This is a genomic window from Rhizobium giardinii bv. giardinii H152, from assembly GCF_000379605.1.
GTDB classification, from domain to species: domain Bacteria; phylum Pseudomonadota; class Alphaproteobacteria; order Rhizobiales; family Rhizobiaceae; genus Pararhizobium; species Pararhizobium giardinii.
Genome location: NZ_KB902724.1, coordinates 275,542 through 292,828, shown reverse-complemented (window position 1 = coordinate 292,828; position 17,287 = coordinate 275,542). Strand labels below are relative to the sequence as shown.

At 61.7% G+C, this 17,287-nt stretch carries 14 protein-coding genes; 5 read left to right on the top strand and 9 right to left on the bottom strand.

Annotated elements, in window-relative coordinates:
* Positions 1-3: 3 nt before the first annotated feature.
* Both A3AY_RS0129920 and A3AY_RS0129915 read left to right on the top strand, forming a co-directional pair.
* Positions 4-837, top strand: coding sequence for a carbohydrate ABC transporter permease (locus tag A3AY_RS0129920; RefSeq protein ID WP_018329354.1), 834 nt, complete (start codon positions 4-6; stop codon positions 835-837).
* Between the two features lie 4 nt (positions 838-841).
* Positions 842-1,912 (top strand): ABC transporter ATP-binding protein, encoded by a 1,071-nt coding sequence (locus A3AY_RS0129915; protein ID WP_018329353.1) that lies wholly within the window; start codon positions 842-844, stop codon positions 1,910-1,912.
* Between the two features lie 10 nt (positions 1,913-1,922).
* Here A3AY_RS0129915 and A3AY_RS0129910 read toward each other — a convergent pair whose 3' ends face one another.
* Positions 1,923-3,143: an adenylate/guanylate cyclase domain-containing protein gene (locus A3AY_RS0129910; protein ID WP_018329352.1), complete on the bottom strand. Its 1,221-nt coding sequence runs from the start codon at positions 3,141-3,143 to the stop codon at positions 1,923-1,925.
* 186 nt (positions 3,144-3,329) lie between these two features.
* Complete coding sequence (locus A3AY_RS0129905; RefSeq protein ID WP_026203975.1) at positions 3,330-4,229, bottom strand: LysR family transcriptional regulator; 900 nt, start codon at positions 4,227-4,229, stop codon at positions 3,330-3,332.
* Positions 4,230-4,352: 123 nt separating this feature from the next.
* On the opposite strand from A3AY_RS0129905, the gene A3AY_RS0129900 reads away from it, so the two are divergent.
* A complete protein-coding gene (locus tag A3AY_RS0129900) occupies positions 4,353-5,093 on the top strand; it encodes an SDR family oxidoreductase (protein ID WP_018329350.1) in 741 nt (246 codons plus the stop codon).
* Positions 5,094-5,182: 89 nt separating this feature from the next.
* Here A3AY_RS0129900 and A3AY_RS0129895 read toward each other — a convergent pair whose 3' ends face one another.
* Positions 5,183-6,151: an asparaginase gene (locus A3AY_RS0129895; protein ID WP_018329349.1), complete on the bottom strand. Its 969-nt coding sequence runs from the start codon at positions 6,149-6,151 to the stop codon at positions 5,183-5,185.
* Entirely contained in the window at positions 6,148-7,623 is a 1,476-nt protein-coding gene (locus A3AY_RS0129890; RefSeq protein WP_018329348.1) for an amino acid permease, read from the bottom strand. The genes A3AY_RS0129895 and A3AY_RS0129890 overlap by 4 nt, the downstream gene beginning before the upstream one ends.
* 273 nt (positions 7,624-7,896) lie before the next feature.
* Here A3AY_RS0129890 and A3AY_RS0129885 point away from each other — a divergent pair, with 273 nt between their 5' ends.
* A complete protein-coding gene (locus A3AY_RS0129885; RefSeq protein WP_018329347.1) occupies positions 7,897-9,324 on the top strand; it encodes an aspartate ammonia-lyase in 1,428 nt (475 codons plus the stop codon).
* On the opposite strand, the gene A3AY_RS0129880 is transcribed toward A3AY_RS0129885, so the two are convergent.
* From A3AY_RS0129880 to A3AY_RS0129870, 3 genes are all read right to left on the bottom strand, one after another.
* On the bottom strand, positions 9,287-10,003 hold the full coding sequence (locus tag A3AY_RS0129880) for a FadR/GntR family transcriptional regulator (protein WP_018329346.1): 717 nt from the start codon (positions 10,001-10,003) through the stop codon (positions 9,287-9,289). The genes A3AY_RS0129885 and A3AY_RS0129880 overlap by 38 nt on opposite strands.
* Before the next feature lie 393 nt (positions 10,004-10,396).
* On the bottom strand, positions 10,397-11,728 hold the full coding sequence (gene guaD, locus A3AY_RS0129875) for a guanine deaminase (protein WP_018329345.1): 1,332 nt from the start codon (positions 11,726-11,728) through the stop codon (positions 10,397-10,399).
* Positions 11,725-12,960, bottom strand: coding sequence for a urate hydroxylase PuuD (locus tag A3AY_RS0129870; RefSeq protein WP_018329344.1), 1,236 nt, complete (start codon positions 12,958-12,960; stop codon positions 11,725-11,727). The genes guaD and A3AY_RS0129870 overlap by 4 nt, the downstream gene beginning before the upstream one ends.
* Before the next feature lie 138 nt (positions 12,961-13,098).
* On the opposite strand from A3AY_RS0129870, the gene A3AY_RS0129865 reads away from it, so the two are divergent.
* Positions 13,099-14,076, top strand: a complete 978-nt coding sequence (locus A3AY_RS0129865; protein ID WP_018329343.1) for a LysR family transcriptional regulator — start codon at positions 13,099-13,101, stop codon at positions 14,074-14,076.
* Between the two features lie 24 nt (positions 14,077-14,100).
* Here A3AY_RS0129865 and xdhC read toward each other — a convergent pair whose 3' ends face one another.
* Together xdhC and xdhB are read right to left on the bottom strand one after the other, a co-directional pair.
* Positions 14,101-14,943 carry a xanthine dehydrogenase accessory protein XdhC gene (gene xdhC, locus A3AY_RS36515; RefSeq protein WP_018329342.1) on the bottom strand — a complete coding sequence of 281 codons (843 nt, stop codon included), beginning with the start codon at positions 14,941-14,943 and terminating at the stop codon, positions 14,101-14,103.
* Between the two features lie 6 nt (positions 14,944-14,949).
* Positions 14,950-17,286, bottom strand: a complete 2,337-nt coding sequence (gene xdhB / locus A3AY_RS0129855; protein WP_018329341.1) for a xanthine dehydrogenase molybdopterin binding subunit — start codon at positions 17,284-17,286, stop codon at positions 14,950-14,952.
* Position 17,287 lies beyond the last annotated feature (1 nt).

The following is a 17,287-nucleotide window of genomic DNA, read 5'->3' as shown; positions in this document are numbered from 1 at the left end:
ACCATGACCGGCAAGCGCATCCTTTCCACCCTCGCCCACCGCCTGGCCATTCTCGCCTATGTCGCCTTCGCACTCTTCCCGCTTTACTGGTTGCTGAAGGTCTCGGTGACGCCGAACAATCTGCTCTATTCCGAAGGCATCAGGATGTGGCCCTCGCAGACGAGTTTCGAACATTTCGAATTCGTGCTGCGCCACAGCGAATTTCCGACCTTCTTCAAGAACAGCCTGATCGTCTCCGGCTCCACAGCCGTCATCGTCACCGTGCTTGCGTCGCTTGCCGGCTATGCCATGTCGCGCTTCAATTTCCGTGGCAAATACTGGATCGTGACGCTGATGCTGCTCACCCAGATGTTCCCGCTGGTCATGCTGGTTGCGCCCATCTTCAAGATGCTCTCGCCGCTCGGCCTGACCAACAGCCTGACGGGCCTTGTCATCGTCTACACCGCCTTCAACGTACCGTTTGCCACCTTCCTGATGCAGTCCTTCTTCGACGGCATCCCGAAGGATCTGGAGGAAGCTGCGATGATCGACGGCGCCACGCAGTTCGTCGCCTTCCGCCAGATCATCCTGCCGCTGACGCTGCCCGGCATCGCCGCGACGCTGGGCTTCGTCTTTACGGCCGCCTGGAGCGAACTTCTGTTCTCACTGATGCTGATATCCGGCAACGATGCGGCGACCTTCCCGGTCGGGCTTCTCTCCTTCGTGTCGAAATTCTCGGTCGACTTCGGGCAGATGATGGCGGCGGGCGTCATGGCGCTCATACCGGCCTGCCTGTTCTTCCTGTTGATCCAACGTTATCTCGTGCAGGGCCTGACGGCCGGCGCCGTGAAAGGCTGATCCCATGGCATCCATCGACATCGCCCACGTCCAGAAATCCTACGGCATTCATCCGGTGCTGCATGGCGTCGATCTCGAGATCAAGGATGGCGAGTTTGTCGTCCTCGTTGGCCCCTCCGGCTGCGGAAAATCAACGCTCCTGCGGATGATCGCCGGGTTGGAAGCTGTCACCGAAGGCGAGATCCGCATTGCCGGAAAACGCGTGAACGATCTCGCTCCGAAAGATCGCGATATCGCCATGGTGTTTCAGTCCTACGCGCTCTATCCGCATATGAGCGTCGAAAAGAACATGAGCTACAGCCTGCGCCTGAGAAAAACCGCCAAGGACAAGATCGCCTCGGTCGTCGCCGGCGCGGCCAGCAAACTCGGCCTCGATCCACTGATGGAGCGTCGTCCCAAGGCGCTTTCCGGCGGCCAGCGCCAGCGCGTCGCCATGGGCCGCGCCATTGTCCGGCAACCAAAGGCCTTCCTGTTCGACGAGCCGCTCTCCAACCTCGACGCCCGCCTGCGCGAGCAGATGCGCGCCGAAATCAAGAAACTGCACCAGGATCTCGGCGCAACGTCAATCTACGTCACCCATGATCAGATCGAGGCAATGACGCTTGCCGATCGGATCGTCGCTATGCATGGCGGCATCATCCAGCAGGTCGGCAGCCCGCTCGAACTCTACGACAATCCCGCCAATCTGTTCGTTGCCGGCTTCATTGGCTCGCCAGGCATGAATTTCTTCGATGGCCGCTACATGGTAAGCGGCGAAAACGGGAACTTTGTCCTCACCGGTGGCGTCGTCCTGCCGCTCGGCAGCAACGCCAATCTCGCCGACGGCAGCCGCGCCACTCTCGGCATCCGGCCAGAACATGTGGTACTCGGCGCCGAAGGCCCGAATGCGCTGAAGGCAACCGTCGATCTTGTCGAACCCACCGGCTTCGGCATCATCGTCCACCTGAAGCTCGGCCCTGTCGCATTCAAGGCTTTCACGCTGGACCGCCGCTTCCTCGGCATGCACGGCGACGTCGCCGTCCGGCTTCCCGTGCCAAACCTGCATTTCTTCAACGAGGAAGGCCGAAAGGTGTAATGACAGGCCGCTAAGCGTCGGCTGCTTCGAGCGGCATGAGCGTGAACAGTTCCTGCGCCCGCTTGACGCCGCGCAGCGCGTAACGGCCGATCGAGACCACCTCGGCATTGCGCGGCGGCGGCGCCGCGGCGACGAACTGCGAGGACATGATGACGCTGCGATCGACGAAGCGGCACATCGAAGCGATGCGGCTGACTTCGTTGACGGCGGGGCCGATCACGGTGAAGTCCAACCGGTCGCTGGAGCCGATATTGCCGTAAAAGACGTCGCCGATGTGAAGCCCGAGATAAACCTCGGTGACCGGCCTTCCCTCTTGCCGCCGCTGCTCGTTCAAGCCTTTCAGCTTTTCCCGCAGAAGCTGCTCGGCAAACAGCGCGCGGGTACAGGCATCCTCGCGTTCCTCCGCCTTGAAGATTGCCAGCGTGCCATCGCCGATCAATTTGAGCACGTTGCCGCCCGCCTCATGGATCGAGGAAATGACCGCGTCGGCATAGTCGTTGAGGAAGGGAATGATCTCGTCCGGGGGCAGGTTGTCGGAAATGCGGGTGTAGTTCTGCAGGTCGGAGAACCACAGCACCGCCGAAATCCGCTCGGCCTTGCCGCGCGATATGCGGCCTTCAAGCACCTGCCTGGCGGCGTCTTCGCCGAGATAGACCTCTGCAATCGTGCGCGAGATGCGGGTCAGCGAGCCCGACTTGATCGCCAGCGCGAGCACCGGCACCAACTGCCGCAGTACCGAAAGGTCCTCATCGCGAAAGCCGCCCTCATCCATCGTCGTCCAGTGCGAGTAGAAACAGTCCATGTCGCCGATATGGCTGTCCTTGGCGAACCGGTGGATCATTGCGATATAGTCCTTGTGGCCGGCAGCCAGGAGCGTATCGAGCGTGAAGAAATCGAGAGGATCGCCAAAACCGAGGCGGCGGCGGACCTCGCTCTTGTTGTTTTCGCGCATGTAGTGGAACGCCGAGCGCTCCCAGTTTTCCGCCGAAACGCCCTCATTGGTCGGACCATATTCGAAAGCGGTATTCACCGGTTCCTGGCTGTCCCACTGGAAGGCTCGCCCTTCATAGACCGGGTGCAGCGTGTCGATCAGCGCGAGACCGCGGTCGAGCCGCATGCCGGCGGCCCGGGCGCGCTGACAGAAGCCATTGACGATATCCATCTCGTCGGTGCCCTTGATCCCCTGCGTCGTCAACCAGGCGGAAATCTCGGCGATATCGTGTGCGTTCATGTCGGTAATCCTGAAACTCACGCATTTTGCACCTCTAACGCACAGGCCCGCAATCCGAAACGGAATGAGGCAAGCACCGAGGTCGAAGGACATGCATGGGACGCGTCCAGAATCTGGACGATGCGGCTGGAGGCGCGGATGTGGGTAGTGGCAGCCCGAAAGGCAAGCCTCGATCCGGGATTATTTTCAGTTTCCGTCCTGCCGGGCGATGAACTCGCGGGAAAGCCAGTCGATGAAAACACGCACGCGCGGCGACAATTGGCGGCTGCGCGGATAGAGCAGCGAAACAGGCGTGCGGCTTGGCGGGTTGTTTGGCAGGATGGCAACGAGCGCGCCGTTTTTCAGGTCGTCCTCCAGTGCATAGCGCGGCGCCTGCATGATCCCGAGCCCCAGCCGCGCCGCCGCGGCCAGCGTATCGGCGCCGTTGACCGACACGGTGGCCGGAAGGGAGATGTGGCGGATCCCGTCGCCAACCGTGAATTCCAGCGGCAGCAGCCCGCCGATTGCCGTCGACCAGAAGCCGATCATCTGGTGGCCGGAAAGATCGTCCAGGCTCTGGGGCACGCCGAAGCGGGCGATGTATGCCGGCGACACGCAGGTCACCTCGTCCAAGAGCGCGACACGCCGTGCGATCATATCGCTATCCTGCAGGTCGCCAACGCGCAGCACGCAATCGATTCCCTCGCGGACAAGGTCGACCAGTCTGTCGCCCTCGCTCATATAGAGCTGAATATCCGGGTATTCGCGGAAGAACGCCGGCAAACCCGGCAGCAGGAAATGACGCGCAAGTCGGCCATGCACGTCGACGCGCAGCAGGCCCTTCGGTTTGGCGCCGGCAAAAGCCCCCTCCGCATCCTCAATATCGGAAAGAATCGTCAAGCACCGTCGGTAATAGGCTTCTCCGTCCAGTGTCGGGCTCACATGGCGGGTCGTCCGTTGCAGCAGGCGCACCCCGAGCCGCGCTTCCAACTGCTTGACGGCGTCGGTCACCGTGGAGCGCGGAAGCCCTGTGTCCTCGGCAGCCAGCGTGAAGCTGCGCCGGTCCACCACGCGGGTAAAGACCCGCATTGCCTCAAATCTGTCCATGATGATTGTTCGCCATTTCCGAATAGTGATGCCGGAGAATGGCTGATTATCCGCAGCAAGGAAAGGGTCATTCTATCCTCATCGAAACCGCGCTGCGGCGCAGAACACGTGAGGAGTATAATAATGTCCGATGGCAACACCAGGGCAGCGATCGTCACCGGGGCCTCCCGCGGCATCGGCGCCGCCATTGCCGAACGCCTCGCCAAGGACGGCTTCACCGTCGTCATTAATTACTCCGGCGATGCCGCTCCAGCCGACACATTGGCCAGAAAGATCGAAGACGACGGTGGTCGGGCGCTCACCGCGAAAGCCGACGTCAGCGATAGTGAGGCCGTTCGCCGCCTGTTCGACGCAGCGGCCGCCGCCTTCGGCGGAGTCGATGTCCTCGTCAACAACGCCGGCATCATGACACTCTCGCCGGTTGCCGAAAGCTCGGACGCTGTGTTCGACCGCCAGGTCGCGATCAATCTCAAAGGCACGTTCAATACGCTGCGGGAGGCCGCAAAGCGGCTACGCGACGGTGGCCGGATCGTCAATTTCTCGACCAGCGTCGTCGGTCTGAAGCTCGAAACCTATGGCGTCTACGCTGCTACGAAAGCCGCCGTCGAAACGCTGACCGCCATCCTGTCGAAGGAACTGCGCGGCCGATCGATCACCGTCAACGCGGTCGCCCCGGGCCCGACGGCCACCGACCTCTTCCTCAACGGCAAGTCGGAGGAGTTGATCGCCCGCATGGCGAAAATGAACCCGCTGGAACGCCTCGGGACACCGGAAGACATTGCCGCTGCGGTCGCCTTCCTCGTCGGCCCGGACGGCGCATGGATCAACGGCCAGGTCCTGCGTGCCAATGGCGGCATGATCTGAACCTCGCCACCGGTGTCGGCGGAACGGATTCTCCCGCAGCCGAACTGGCCTTGGGCGCAGGTTTGTGGCAAGCGGCTTTTCCGCTCATTTCAGGCAGCGCGGGGAGAATCCTCGGGCCCATCGCCGAATGCGCGGACGATTGAAGGCAATGAGCTCTCGGCGGCAACAAGCGCCGCAAGCAGGATGCGCGCCTGGCCGGGGCGCAGTGTCGACGAGTGAATCGCACCGGCCCTGGCAAGATCGTGCCCGCCGCCACCGCCGCCGTAGCTCGGTATCAACAGCCCGTCGGGAACCCGGCTCGAGACAACGACCGGGATCCCCTTCTGCGTGCAGCACCTGACGGCCTCGATGACGGCGGGGTTGGCGTTGCCGGAGCCGAGGGCGGCGAGCACAATGCCATTGGCTTGCGCAGTGAGGCTTGCATGGATGTGCGCGGCGTCACAACCGGGATAGACCGCAACAATATCGACCCGGACATCGGATACGGGCTTGGACAGGCGCGGGCTCGCAACGCACGCCGTCGGCCTTGCCGAGTGAAACGCATCCGGATCGTCGGCGCTGCGCTTGTATAGTCCCCACGCGGGCAGGAGCCTGCCTGCGAACGACACGAGAACGCCTCGTCCGGCGAGGCAACGGTCTGTAGCCGCTTCGATCGCCAGGGCAAGATTTGCAGGCCCGTCCGCCTGGGGATGATCCGCGGTAAATTGCGCGCCGGTGAAGATGATCGGCTTGCTGCTTGCGTGTTGCAAGTGCACGAGCAGCGCCGTCTCTTCCATGGCGTCGGTGCCATGCAGAACAACAATTCCGGCCACGCCCGGGTCGCTCATATGCAGTCCCACGGCATCGCTGATGAGTTGCATATCGGCAAACGTCAGACTTGCGGAGTCTTTCGCCATCAGGTCGATGGGTTGCAACCGGGCACCGACGTTGGGAACCAGGGCAAGCAAATCCTCTCCCGCAAGGCTCGGCGTGCTCGCGCCGCAGGCGTTGCGTCTGCTCGCAATAGTGCCGCCGGTGGCAATTACAGCCACCAGCGGATAGGCTTGCCTGGTGTTCAAGAGCGCCCGCCTTCGCTCAAGGCTTCCGTTCCGTCGGCACGTTCGATGGCGAGGCCATGGATGCGGGCGCGCAGCAAATACCATCCGAGGATCAGCGCCGGACCGATGATCGCAAGCGAGGCGATAGTCCAGGTACCGACCGGGTAGTCGAAGGCCATCAGCACCAAGACGCCGAAGAGGAATGCAAGCGTGAGGATGCCGGTATAGGGAGCGCCGAACATACGGAAATCGGGCCGCTTCAGTTCGCCCAGGCGGGAAAGATGCCACAGCTTGAGCTGGCAAAGCACGATGACACCCCACGCGCTGATGATACCCAGGGCAGAGAGATTGAGCGCGATCTCGAAGGCCGAGGCAGGCACGACCGCATTCATCGCTACGCCGAGAACAGTGACGACGGCGGTCACCGCAATGCCTCCGTAAGGGACGCCCGCCTTGTTCATCTTCGCCAGCGCTGCAGGAGCAGATCCGGACACGGCCATGGAATGGAGAATGCGTCCGGTGGAATAGAGGCCGGCATTGAGCGAGGAGAGCACGGCAGTCAGCACCACCAGGTTCATGATGACGTCGGCACCCTCGACACCGATGGAACCGAAGAATGTTACGAATGGGCTTTCGCCGGACTTGTACGCCGTATAGGGCAAGAGGAGCGAGAACAGCAGCACCGAGCCGACGTAGAAGACGACGAGGCGGGTAACGACCGTGCGGATCGCGCGGGGCATGACCGTGCGGGGGTCCGCCGTTTCACCGGCTGCGGTTCCGATCAATTCGATCGAGGCATAGGCAAACACGACGCCCTGGATAATGACGAACGCAGGCAGAACCCCGTTCGGGAACAGCCCCCCATTGTCGGCGATGATGCTAAATCCGGCGGACTGCCCGTCGATGGGAGCGCCGAACATGACAAAATAGATGCCGACACCGAGGAAGGTCACAAGGGACAGGACCTTGATCAAGCTGAACCAGAATTCCAGTTCTCCGAATACCTTGACCGATAAGAGGTTCATGGCCAGCACGATCATCAGCGCCGTCAAAGCGAACACCCATTGATCGACCCCTGCCAGCCAGGGAATATAATGCTTGAAGAAGTTCATGTAGAGGGCAACGGCGGTCACGTCGGCCACCGACGTCATCGCCCAGTTGAGCCAATACATCCATCCGGCGGCGAAGGCCATTTTCTCCCCGTAGAACTCGCGCGCATAGGAAACGAAGGAGCCTGAGCTGGGGCGATGCATGATCAGTTCGCCGAGCGCACGCAGCACCAGGAATGCGAAGAAGCCGCAGAGCGCATAGACAAATACGAGTGCGGGGCCGGCTTGTGCCAGGCGTCCGCCCGCGCCCAGGAAGAGCCCGGTACCAATCGCCCCGCCGATGGCGATCATCTGGATCTGCCTTGGCTTGAGCGCCTTATGGTATCCGAGGTCTTCCTCGACGAATACCTCGCGTTCAGCCCGTGTGGTTCTCGTTGGTTCCATTGACAGCACTCCTCCCTAGAATTCGCTGTTCATGCTCAAGTCTCGGCGTCGGGGTGCCGAAACGGCTGTTTGTCGGCGGCTATCACAGGGTTCCGAGACAACCATTTTCTGTAAAGCTGCATGACAGATTTGAGCACCTCATAGTCGCATAAGCAATCGGTCGTCAAGAGCGGAGACGCGTATTGACGGCAGGCCACACATTAACTAGTCCTGTCATTATCTGTCAGACAGCTAGACCGATATAATTTCAAACCATGGGAGAGGTATGTGGTCATGACGCGCAGGGAACATGATCTGCTGGGGACAAAGGAAATTCCGGCAGACGTCTATTGGGGGGTGCACACGGCGCGCGCGGTGGAAAACTTCCAGGTCACGGGCATGACGATCGGGCGAAATCCCTATCTTGTCCGTGGCCTGGCTTGCGTGAAAGAGGCTGCGGCACTCACAAACCACGAGCTTGGCCTTTTGGATCAAGCGCGGATGGAGGCTATCGTCGAGGCCTGCCGCGAAATCCGCGCCGGTGCCCTTCACGACCAGTTCGTCGTGGACGACATCCAGGGCGGGGCTGGAACGTCGACCAACATGAACGCGAACGAGGTCATCGCCAATCGGGCCCTTGAACTGCTCGGGCAGCGCAAAGGCGACTATGCCCACCTGCACCCGAACGACCATGTCAATCTCAGCCAGTCGACCAACGATGCCTACCCGACGGCGATCAATATCGCGCTGATCGAGGCGATCGACGACCTCGCGGCCTCGATGACCATTCTGAAGACCGCCTTTGACCGAAAGGCGCGTGAGTTTGCCGCGCTCATCAAGCTCGGGCGGACGCAACTGCAAGATGCTGTCCCGATGACGCTGGGCCAGGAATTCCGGACCTTCGTCGTGATGCTCGGTGAGGATCAGGCCCGTCTTCTCGAAGCAGCTTCGCTGCTGCACGAGATCAATCTCGGGGCCACCGCCATCGGCACCGGGCTGAATGCCCCGTTGGGATATGCGGCCCGTGTCTGCGACCACCTCGCACGCTTGACCGGACGGCCGCTGGTCACGGCGACCGATCTCATCGAAGCGACGCAGGATCCCGGGGCGTTCGTTCACCTGTCCGGTGTGCTCAAACGCGTTGCGGTGAAACTGTCGAAAACATGCAATGACCTTCGGCTGCTTTCATCCGGTCCGCGGGCGGGTATCGGCGAGATCACACTGCCGGCCGTGCAGGCCGGATCGAGCATCATGCCCGGCAAGATCAACCCGGTCATCCCGGAGATGGTCAACCAGGTCGCCTACGCGGTGATCGGTAACGACGTTACCATCACCATGGCCGCCGAAGCAGGCCAGCTGCAGCTCAATGCCTTCGAGCCCATCATCGCGCGCGCCCTCTCGCAAAGCATCAGCCAGTTGAGTGCAGCCTGCCGTATCCTGGCGGAGCGCTGCATCGACGGCATTCAGGCAAATCCCTTAATCATGGCCAAGCGCGTGGAAGAGTCCATCGGGCTTGCCACCGCCCTCAATCCGCTGATCGGCTACCACGCCGCGACTGAAGTGGCGCAGGAAGCGCTCGCCAGCGGCCGCACAGTACCCGAGGTCGTGCTTGAGCGCGGACATCTTTCTGTCGCACAGCTTGAGCAGGCGCTTAGCCCCGAGCACCTCGCCAATATGGGCGCGGTCATGAACGGTGAGCCTGATCCTCGCCAATCAACGTAGACACGACCTGTTCCACCTCACCCAGATGCGCTTGCATTGCCTCACGCGCTTCTTGTGCCGAGCCCGCCTCGATCGCCTCCACGATCCGGCGGTGCTCAAGGTTCGACGCCGAGCGCCGGCCTGCCATCAGGTTCACCATCTCCGACTGTCGAGACAGTGCTTCCCTGGCATCGGCGACAATTTTTGCGAAGAGGGCATTCCCCGAGGCTTCGGCGATCATGCCGTGAAATTGCGAATCGAGCAGCACCCACAGATGCGGCTCGTCCTGCTCCTCCATTTTGTTGCACAATTCCAGCAAAGTCTCGAGCTGACGATCCGTACGACGCCGTGCTGCCCACCCGGCAGCCGGAACCTCGATGAACGGTCGGGCCTCTATGAGATCGCGAGCGGAATAGCCACCATAGATGAGCTCGGGGCTCGGCGTCGCCGTGACAACAAAAGTGCCGCTGCCGGTACGGGTCTGCGTCAGCCCGAGCGTTTGAAGAGAGCGCAGCGCCTCGCGCACGATAGGACGACTGACGCCGTACCTTTCGGCCAGCTGTGCCTCGGATGGAAACCGCGTGCCAACCGCGAGCTGACCGGATGTGATTGCCGAGCGAATATCCTCGAACACCGCCTCAGCAGCGTTTTTCCGACTGATCGGCTTTGCGTCGGACAGCCAACCAGGCAACTCGCTCATGTTTCTACCCTTTATATCCATAGCGGATTTGCAACGCATTGCGGATAAATGTCGCTGCGTGGCTGTTCGGCATGCGACGACCTTGGCCCGGTGTCCTTCGCCTGATCCGATCCATATCACATTGTGACGAGAGAAACAGAAGGCGTAGCCTCAATGCATGCAGCAGGCTACCAGTCCGCCGAGCGCATCATTGCCGCTCAACGGTAGACATTTGGCGGGACAGCCTGCCGAACAGGGACCATCGGTCCCGGCAGCCGGGACGCGCGGAAACGTTCCGGCTGCAAAAACCTCGATGCAAGGTCAGCTTGCCTGGAGTAAACCGCAAGAACGCTCAAAGGCGAAACTCTCGCAGTGCCCGGAAGCGTGAGTTTCCGCCTCTCTCCGATACGAACCTCATGCTGTTTCCAGCTCCCTCCGGGCCGCGATCCTGCGGTCCTTCATCGCCTTGCCGGCCACATAAGTCTCAGCCACGCAGCGGTCATCGCCCATGGTCTGCAGGATGAAGAGCTCCTCGGCGAGCGAGGTTGCCGTGCGCATCCGGAGTTCCATCGCCGGCTTGGCACTGGAATCGAGGATGACGATATCGGCATCCGCCCCTGCGTGCAGCGAGCCGATCTTGTCCTGCAGGCCAAGCACCCGGGCATTGCCGAGCGTCATCTGGTAGAACGAATTAAGCGGCGACAGGCGCTGGCCGTTGAGGTGGAGCACCTTGTAGGCCTCGGCCATCGTCTCCAGCATCGAGAAACTGGTGCCCGCCCCCACGTCGGTCGCAACCGACCAGCGGGCGCCGAGCCGGTCGAAGCGGTCGCGGTCGAACAAGCCAGAGCCGAGGAAGAGATTGGAGGTCGGGCAGAACACCCCGACCGCGCCGGTCTCTGCCAGTACCGAAATCTCCCGATCGCTCAGATAGATGCAGTGCCCGAGCAGCGTCCTGTCGGTCAGGAGCCCGAAGCTTGCATAGATGTCGGTATAGTCCTTGGCGTCAGGAAAGAGCGAGGTGGCAAAGGCAACCTCGTCCCTGTTTTCCGACAGATGCGTCTGCACGTAGCAATGCGGATGCTCGGCAACGAGCGCCCGGCTCATTTCCATCTGCCCGGGCGTCGAGGTGATGGCAAAGCGCGGGCTGATCGCATAGTGCGCCCTGCCCCGGCCATGCCATTTGCCGATCAGCCGCTTGGTCTCGTCATATCCCTGTTGCGGCGTGTCCCTCAGCGCTTCGGGAGCATTGCGGTCCATCATCACCTTGCCGCCGATCATCAGCATGCCACGCTCTTCGGCCGCTGTGAAATAGGCGTCGACGCTTTGGGGATGGACCGAACAATAGGCGACCGCCGTGGTCGTACCGTTCGAAAGCAGTTCGTCCATGAACCGCCCAGCAATGAAAGCCGCATGCTCCGGCGCGGCGAATTTCTGCTCCTCGACGAAGATGTAGGTGTTCAACCATTCGAGCAGCTGTGCCCCATAGGATGCGATTGCCTGCGTCTGGGGAAAATGCAGATGCGTGTCGATCAGCCCGGGCAGCACGAGATGCGGCCGGTGGTCGGCGATCGTCACGTCGGCGCCAGCAGTCCTGCGGATATCGGCATAGTCTCCCACGCCAGCGATCTTGCCGTCGCGGACCAGGACCGCGCCATCCTCGACGGTCAGATAGGATCGGGTATCATCGATACCCTGCGGTTCCTCGACGAAGGTGAGCACGCGTCCGCGGATCAAAAGGTCCTTCATTGGGTGTTTTCTCCGTTTACAACCGCTTCGTACCAGGCGACCAGCAGCTTGCGCTCGTCGTCGGAAATGGCGGTGACATTGGCGGGCGGCATGGCGTGCGAACGACCCGCCTGCAGATAGATTTCGCGGGCATGGGCGGCGATCTCGGCGTCATTCTCCAGTATCACGCCTTTGGGCGGCACGATCATGCCTTCCCAACCCGGCTCCCTGGCATGGCACATCGAACAGCGCCCAAGGATCGTGTCGCGCACCTTCGGAAAGGCCTGCGCCGTGATGAACGGCTGTTGCGCCGCAGACATCTTTTCCGGTTCGCCGCTCAGGATTTTCGGAACGGTCGACAGCCACATGATGGCGATGAACAGCAGCGCGGTCGCCAGCCAGGTCCAGGTCGGGTTGCCGGCATTGGCGTGGCGCGTGTTGAAATAGTGCCGGATGGTGACGCCCATCAGGAAGACGAGCGAGGCAATGATCCAGTTGTAAGCGGTGCCGAAGGCCAGCGGATAGTGATTCGACAGCATCAGGAACAGGACCGGCAACGTCAGATAGTTGTTGTGCGTCGAGCGCTGCTTGGCGATCTTGCCGTATTTCGCATCCGGCGTCCGACCCGCGATCAGGTCGGCGACCACGATCTTCTGGTTCGGGATGATGATGAAAAAGACGTTCGCCGACATGATCGTCGCGGTAAACGCACCGAGATGCAGGAAGGCGGCGCGGCCGGTGAAGAGCTGCGTATAGCCCCACGCCATGCCGACCAGGATGAAATAGAGCAGCACCATCAGCCGCGTATTGTCGTTGCCGAAAGGCGACTTGCAGATCAGGTCGTAGATCAGCCAACCGAAGGCGATCGATGCAAGCGAGATGCCGATCGCAACCGGCTTGGAAACGTCGAGCACGTTCGGGTCGATGAGGTAGAGGTCGGCGCCGGCATAGTAGACCAGGCACAGCATGCCGAAGCCCGACAGCCAGGTGACGTAACTTTCCCATTTGAACCAGATCAGGTGCTCGGGCATGTTGGCCGGCGCCACCAGATATTTCTGGATGTGATAGAACCCGCCGCCATGGACCTGCCATTCCTCGCCATGGGCGCCGGCCGGAAGATCGGGGCGCTTGCGCAGGCCGAGGTCGAGCGCGACAAAATAGAAGGACGATCCGATCCAGGCGATCGCAGTGATGACGTGAAGCCAGCGGACTGCGAAGGTCAGCCAGTCCCAGGCAATGACATATTCGTACATGTGGGTTCTCCCCTCGTTCGGGAGAGTTTTGCCATCGCGCGACTTTCGCCGAAATGCCGGTTAATCCCCAACACTTTCAAAAAAATCTATAAGATCACCCCCGCTGTGGTTCGATTGGCAATATGATAGAAAAGCGTCATGTCTTATCTCGATAATGTGCGCGTCTTCGTCCGGGTCGTCGAACTCGGCACTCTTTCCTCCGCCGGCCGCGACCAGCGGGTGACCCCGGCTGTCGCCAGCAACCGCATCAAGGAGTTGGAACGGCATCTCGGCGTGCGTCTGTTCAACCGCACGACGCGCAAGCTCTCGCCGACCGAGCACGGACGCGTCTTCTACCAGGGCGCGGTCAAGATCATCGAAGCGGTAAACGAGGCGGAAAGCGCCATCGCCGATCTCTCGCACAACCCCAAGGGATCGCTACGGATCACCGCCCCGCTCGGTATCGGCCGGCGGCTGATCGCGTCGGGCATTCCGGAATTCCACGATAAATACCCGGATATCGAGGTGCGCCTGCGCCTCTCCGACCATAATGTCGACATCCTGAGCGAAGGCGTCGACGTCGCTTTCAAGCTCGGCGTGCTTGAGGATTCCAACCTTCGCATGCGCGGCATCTTGAACTGTCAGCGCGTCGTCTGCGCCGCCCCAGCCTATCTGGAAAAGCGCGGTACGCCGGCGACGCCGGACGCGCTGATCGATGACAACCACGACTGTCTGCTGCTGCGCTATCCGGGCTCCAAGGAATATTACTGGAACCTGCAGACACCGGAGGGCATCCGCAAATTCGAGATCGGCGGGCCCTATGATTCCGACGACGGCGACGTACTGACGCAATGGGCGCTCGAAGGCCGCGGCATCATCAACAAGCCGCTTTTCGAGGTGAAGAGCTACCTCAACGAAGGCACGCTGGTCGAAATCCTGAAAGACACTCCGCCGGCCAGCGTCCAGCTCGCCGCGATCTATCCGCACAAGCGCTTCCAGGATCCAAAAGTCCGGCTGATGATCGATTTCATGGCGGAACGCTGTCAGCGGCTGATCGGCAAGATGCTCGCTGAGCCTGCGTCTACCGGACGCGACTTCAACTCAGAGCGGGATTCTTTCGAAGGCCGCGAAGTCTAATTCTAAGGATTTGGCTCGTCCTGCTCAGGCATCTTTGCGCACGGCGGGTTTGACGGGCGCAAAATTGAGCGCCGCCGTCACGATTTCCGCTGCGGCCAGCGCCGCAATCACCGCGGGGCGCTTGTCCCTCACCGCGGTGCCGCCGATCGGGCAGATCAGTCGGCCGAAAAGCTCAGGGCGGCCGATTTCGCGGGTGAGCCAGTTCTTGAAGGTGGCCCGCTTGGTTTTCGAGCCGATCATGCCGACATAGGCCGTGTCGTCGCGACGGAGCGCCTCGGCCGCGATCAGGAAGTCAAGCGCATGGTCGTGCGTGAGGATGACGAAGGAGCTGCCTGCGGAAGCGTCGCGTACGACCGCTTCGGGCATGACGGTGAGGCAGGTTTCGATACCCTGGGCTTTGGATACCGACAGTTCCTGTTCGCGCGTATCGACCAAAACGGTACGCACCGGCACCAGCGAAAGCGCGCTGGCCAGCGCATCCCCGACATGGCCGGCTCCGAAGATATAGACATGCGGGCGCTCTGCCATTTCGCGGTCGCTCCGTGCAATGAGAAAGGCGGCGACATCGGCCGTGACCGGCGTGAACGACAGGTCGACGCGGCCGCCGCAGCATTGGCCAATTTCCGGGCCGAGCGGGATGTTCATGGCTTCGGCCGGCACGCCTTGGCGTAAAGCGCGGCGGGCGTGATCGATCGCCATATATTCAAGCTGACCACCGCCGACAGTGCCGAACAGGCCTTCAGCCGCCACCAGCATCCAGGCATCGGTATCACGCGGCGTCGAGCCGGCGGCACCCGTCACCGCGACGAGCACGCTATCCGGCTCGCGGCGCAGAAAGTCCCTGATGTCTTCGCGTCCGGCACCCATGCCAATTCACCCGTTCTTTGCGGCCCGCCGCAAGCGCTCGACGGCGAGCAGAACCCGTTCCGGCGTCGCCGGCGCATCGATGCGCGGTGGTATACGATACTCCGCAACGCTCGCCGCCGCCATGGAGATCGCTTCGAGCACCGAGATCGGCAGCATGAAGGGTGGCTCGCCAACCGCCTTGGAGTGACGGATCGTTTCCTCGCGGTTTACCGACCATTCTGCAAGCTTGACGTTGAAAATGCGCGGTCGATCGGAGGCGAGCGGGATCTTGTAGGTCGACGGCGCATGGGTGCGCAGCCGTCCCTTGGCGTCCCACCAGAGCTCTTCCGTTGTCAGCCAGCCCATGCCCTGCACGAAGGCGCCCTCCACCTGGCCAATGTCGAGCGCCGGGTTGAGCGACTTGCCGACATCGTGAAGAACATCTGTGCGGTCGACCTGATATTCGCCGGTCAGCGTGTCGACGCTGACCTCCGAGCAGGAGGCGCCGTAGGCATAGTAGAAGAACGGACGTCCCCGGCCCTCGGAGCGGTTCCAGTGAATCTTCGGTGTTTTGTAGAAACCGGCTGCCGAGAGTTGAATCCGCGCGCCGTAAGCCATCCTGATGAAATCGGAGAAGGGCATGCGATCTGCCCCGACGCGGATCGTGTTCGGCTCGAAGGCGACATCGTTCTCGCTGACACCCCAGCGTTCGGCCGCGAAGGTCACCAGCCGCGCCTTGATCTGCTGGGCAGCGTTGGCGGCGGCCATGCCGTTCAGGTCCGAGCCGGACGAGGCGGCGGTGGCCGAGGTGTTCGGCACCTTGCCCGTGGTCGTCGCCGTCACCTTGATACGATCGAGATCCACCTGGAATTCGTCTGCCACCACCTGCGCTACCTTGGTGTAGAGCCCCTGCCCCATCTCGGTGCCGCCGTGGTTCAGATGGATCGAGCCGTCCGAATAGACATGCACGAGCGCACCGGCCTGGTTGTACTCCGTCTTGGTGAAGGAGATGCCGAATTTGACAGGCGTCAGCGCGATGCCGCGCTTGATGATCCGGCTCTTGCGGTTAAAGGCGAGGACCTCCTCCCGGCGCGCGGCATAATTGGAAGAAGTCTCCAACTCCTCGATGATGCGGCCGATGATGTTGTCTTCGACCGTCTGGTGGTAGGGCGTGAGATTGCTTCCTTCCCCCCCGTAGAAATTCAGCTTGCGGATAGCGAGAGGGTCCTTGCCAAGGGCATAGGCGACCTCCTCGATCATGCGTTCGCCGCCGACCATGCCCTGCGGGCCACCAAAGCCGCGGAACGCGGTGTTGGAGACCGTATTGGTCTTCAACGGTCGCGACCTGAGGCGCACATGCGGATAGAAATAGCAATTATCCGCATGGAAGAGCGCGCGGTCGGTCACCGGCCCGGAAAGGTCGGCCGAAAAGCCGCAGCGGGCGGAAAAGACGGCGTCGACCGCCTCGATGCGGCCCGCGTCGTCGAAGCCGATCTTGTAGCCGACGTGAAAGTCATGACGCTTGCCGGTCGATGTCATGTCGTCGTCGCGGTCGGGGCGGATTTTCACGGCCCGACCGTATGTCTTTGCCGCAAGTGCGGCGACGGCGGCAAACAGGTTTGCCTGCGTTTCCTTGCCGCCGAAGGCGCCGCCCATGCGCCGCACGTTGACGGTCACCGCATTGGACGCGACGCCGAGCACCTGGCAGACCATGTGCTGGGTTTCGCTCGGATGCTGGGTTGAGGAATAGAGTGTGATCTCGTCGTCCTCGCCGGGAATGGCAAAGGAGATATGGCCTTCGAGATAGAAATGGTCCTGGCCGCCGATGCGCATCTCGCCTTCGACGATGTTCTTCGACTTTGCGAAGCCGACAGCGATATCGCCACGCTCCAGCCTCAAGGGATCGATGACCAGTGGGTAGTCAGCCGCCCCCGCTTCCATCACATCGGTCACGTGCGGCAGGTCTTTGTATTCGATCTTCACCTTTGCCGCTGCCCGCCGGGCTGCGTCGCGAGTCTCGGCGATAACGGCGAAGATCGGCTGGCCGTGGAATTCGACCTTTGTCGTCGCGAAGACCGGGTCGTCGTGCCTGTGCGCCGGGCTGATGTCGTTCTCGCCGGGAATATCCGCCGCCGTCAGGACGCCGATGACGCCCGGGGTGGATTTCACCGCCTCGAAATCGATCGACAGGATCTCGGCATGGGCGCGCTCAGACAGGCCGAGATAGGCGTGCAGCGTGCCTGCCGGTTCCGGAATGTCGTCGATATATTCGGCCGTTCCCGTCACATGCTTGTGGCCGGACTCGTGCCGTTGCTTTTCGTGCACGCCGCCGCGGATGCGATCGATGGGTTGCATCACGTTCATG

Excerpts from the sequence above, each read along its gene's own strand:
- A3AY_RS0129920 (WP_018329354.1), top strand. The coding sequence starts at position 4 with ATGACCGGCAAGCGCATCCTTTCCACCCTCGCCCACCGCCTGGCCATT.
- A3AY_RS0129915 (WP_018329353.1), top strand. The coding sequence starts at position 842 with ATGGCATCCATCGACATCGCCCACGTCCAGAAATCCTACGGCATTCAT.
- A3AY_RS0129910 (WP_018329352.1), bottom strand. The coding sequence starts at position 3,143 with ATGAACGCACACGATATCGCCGAGATTTCCGCCTGGTTGACGACGCAG.
- A3AY_RS0129905 (WP_026203975.1), bottom strand. The coding sequence starts at position 4,229 with ATGGACAGATTTGAGGCAATGCGGGTCTTTACCCGCGTGGTGGACCGG.
- A3AY_RS0129900 (WP_018329350.1), top strand. The coding sequence starts at position 4,353 with ATGTCCGATGGCAACACCAGGGCAGCGATCGTCACCGGGGCCTCCCGC.
- A3AY_RS0129890 (WP_018329348.1), bottom strand. The coding sequence starts at position 7,623 with ATGGAACCAACGAGAACCACACGGGCTGAACGCGAGGTATTCGTCGAG.
- A3AY_RS0129885 (WP_018329347.1), top strand. The coding sequence starts at position 7,897 with ATGACGCGCAGGGAACATGATCTGCTGGGGACAAAGGAAATTCCGGCA.
- A3AY_RS0129880 (WP_018329346.1), bottom strand. The coding sequence starts at position 10,003 with ATGAGCGAGTTGCCTGGTTGGCTGTCCGACGCAAAGCCGATCAGTCGG.
- guaD (WP_018329345.1), bottom strand. The coding sequence starts at position 11,728 with ATGAAGGACCTTTTGATCCGCGGACGCGTGCTCACCTTCGTCGAGGAA.
- A3AY_RS0129870 (WP_018329344.1), bottom strand. The coding sequence starts at position 12,960 with ATGTACGAATATGTCATTGCCTGGGACTGGCTGACCTTCGCAGTCCGC.
- A3AY_RS0129865 (WP_018329343.1), top strand. The coding sequence starts at position 13,099 with ATGTCTTATCTCGATAATGTGCGCGTCTTCGTCCGGGTCGTCGAACTC.
- xdhC (WP_018329342.1), bottom strand. The coding sequence starts at position 14,943 with ATGGGTGCCGGACGCGAAGACATCAGGGACTTTCTGCGCCGCGAGCCG.
- xdhB (WP_018329341.1), bottom strand. The coding sequence starts at position 17,286 with ATGAACGTGATGCAACCCATCGATCGCATCCGCGGCGGCGTGCACGAA.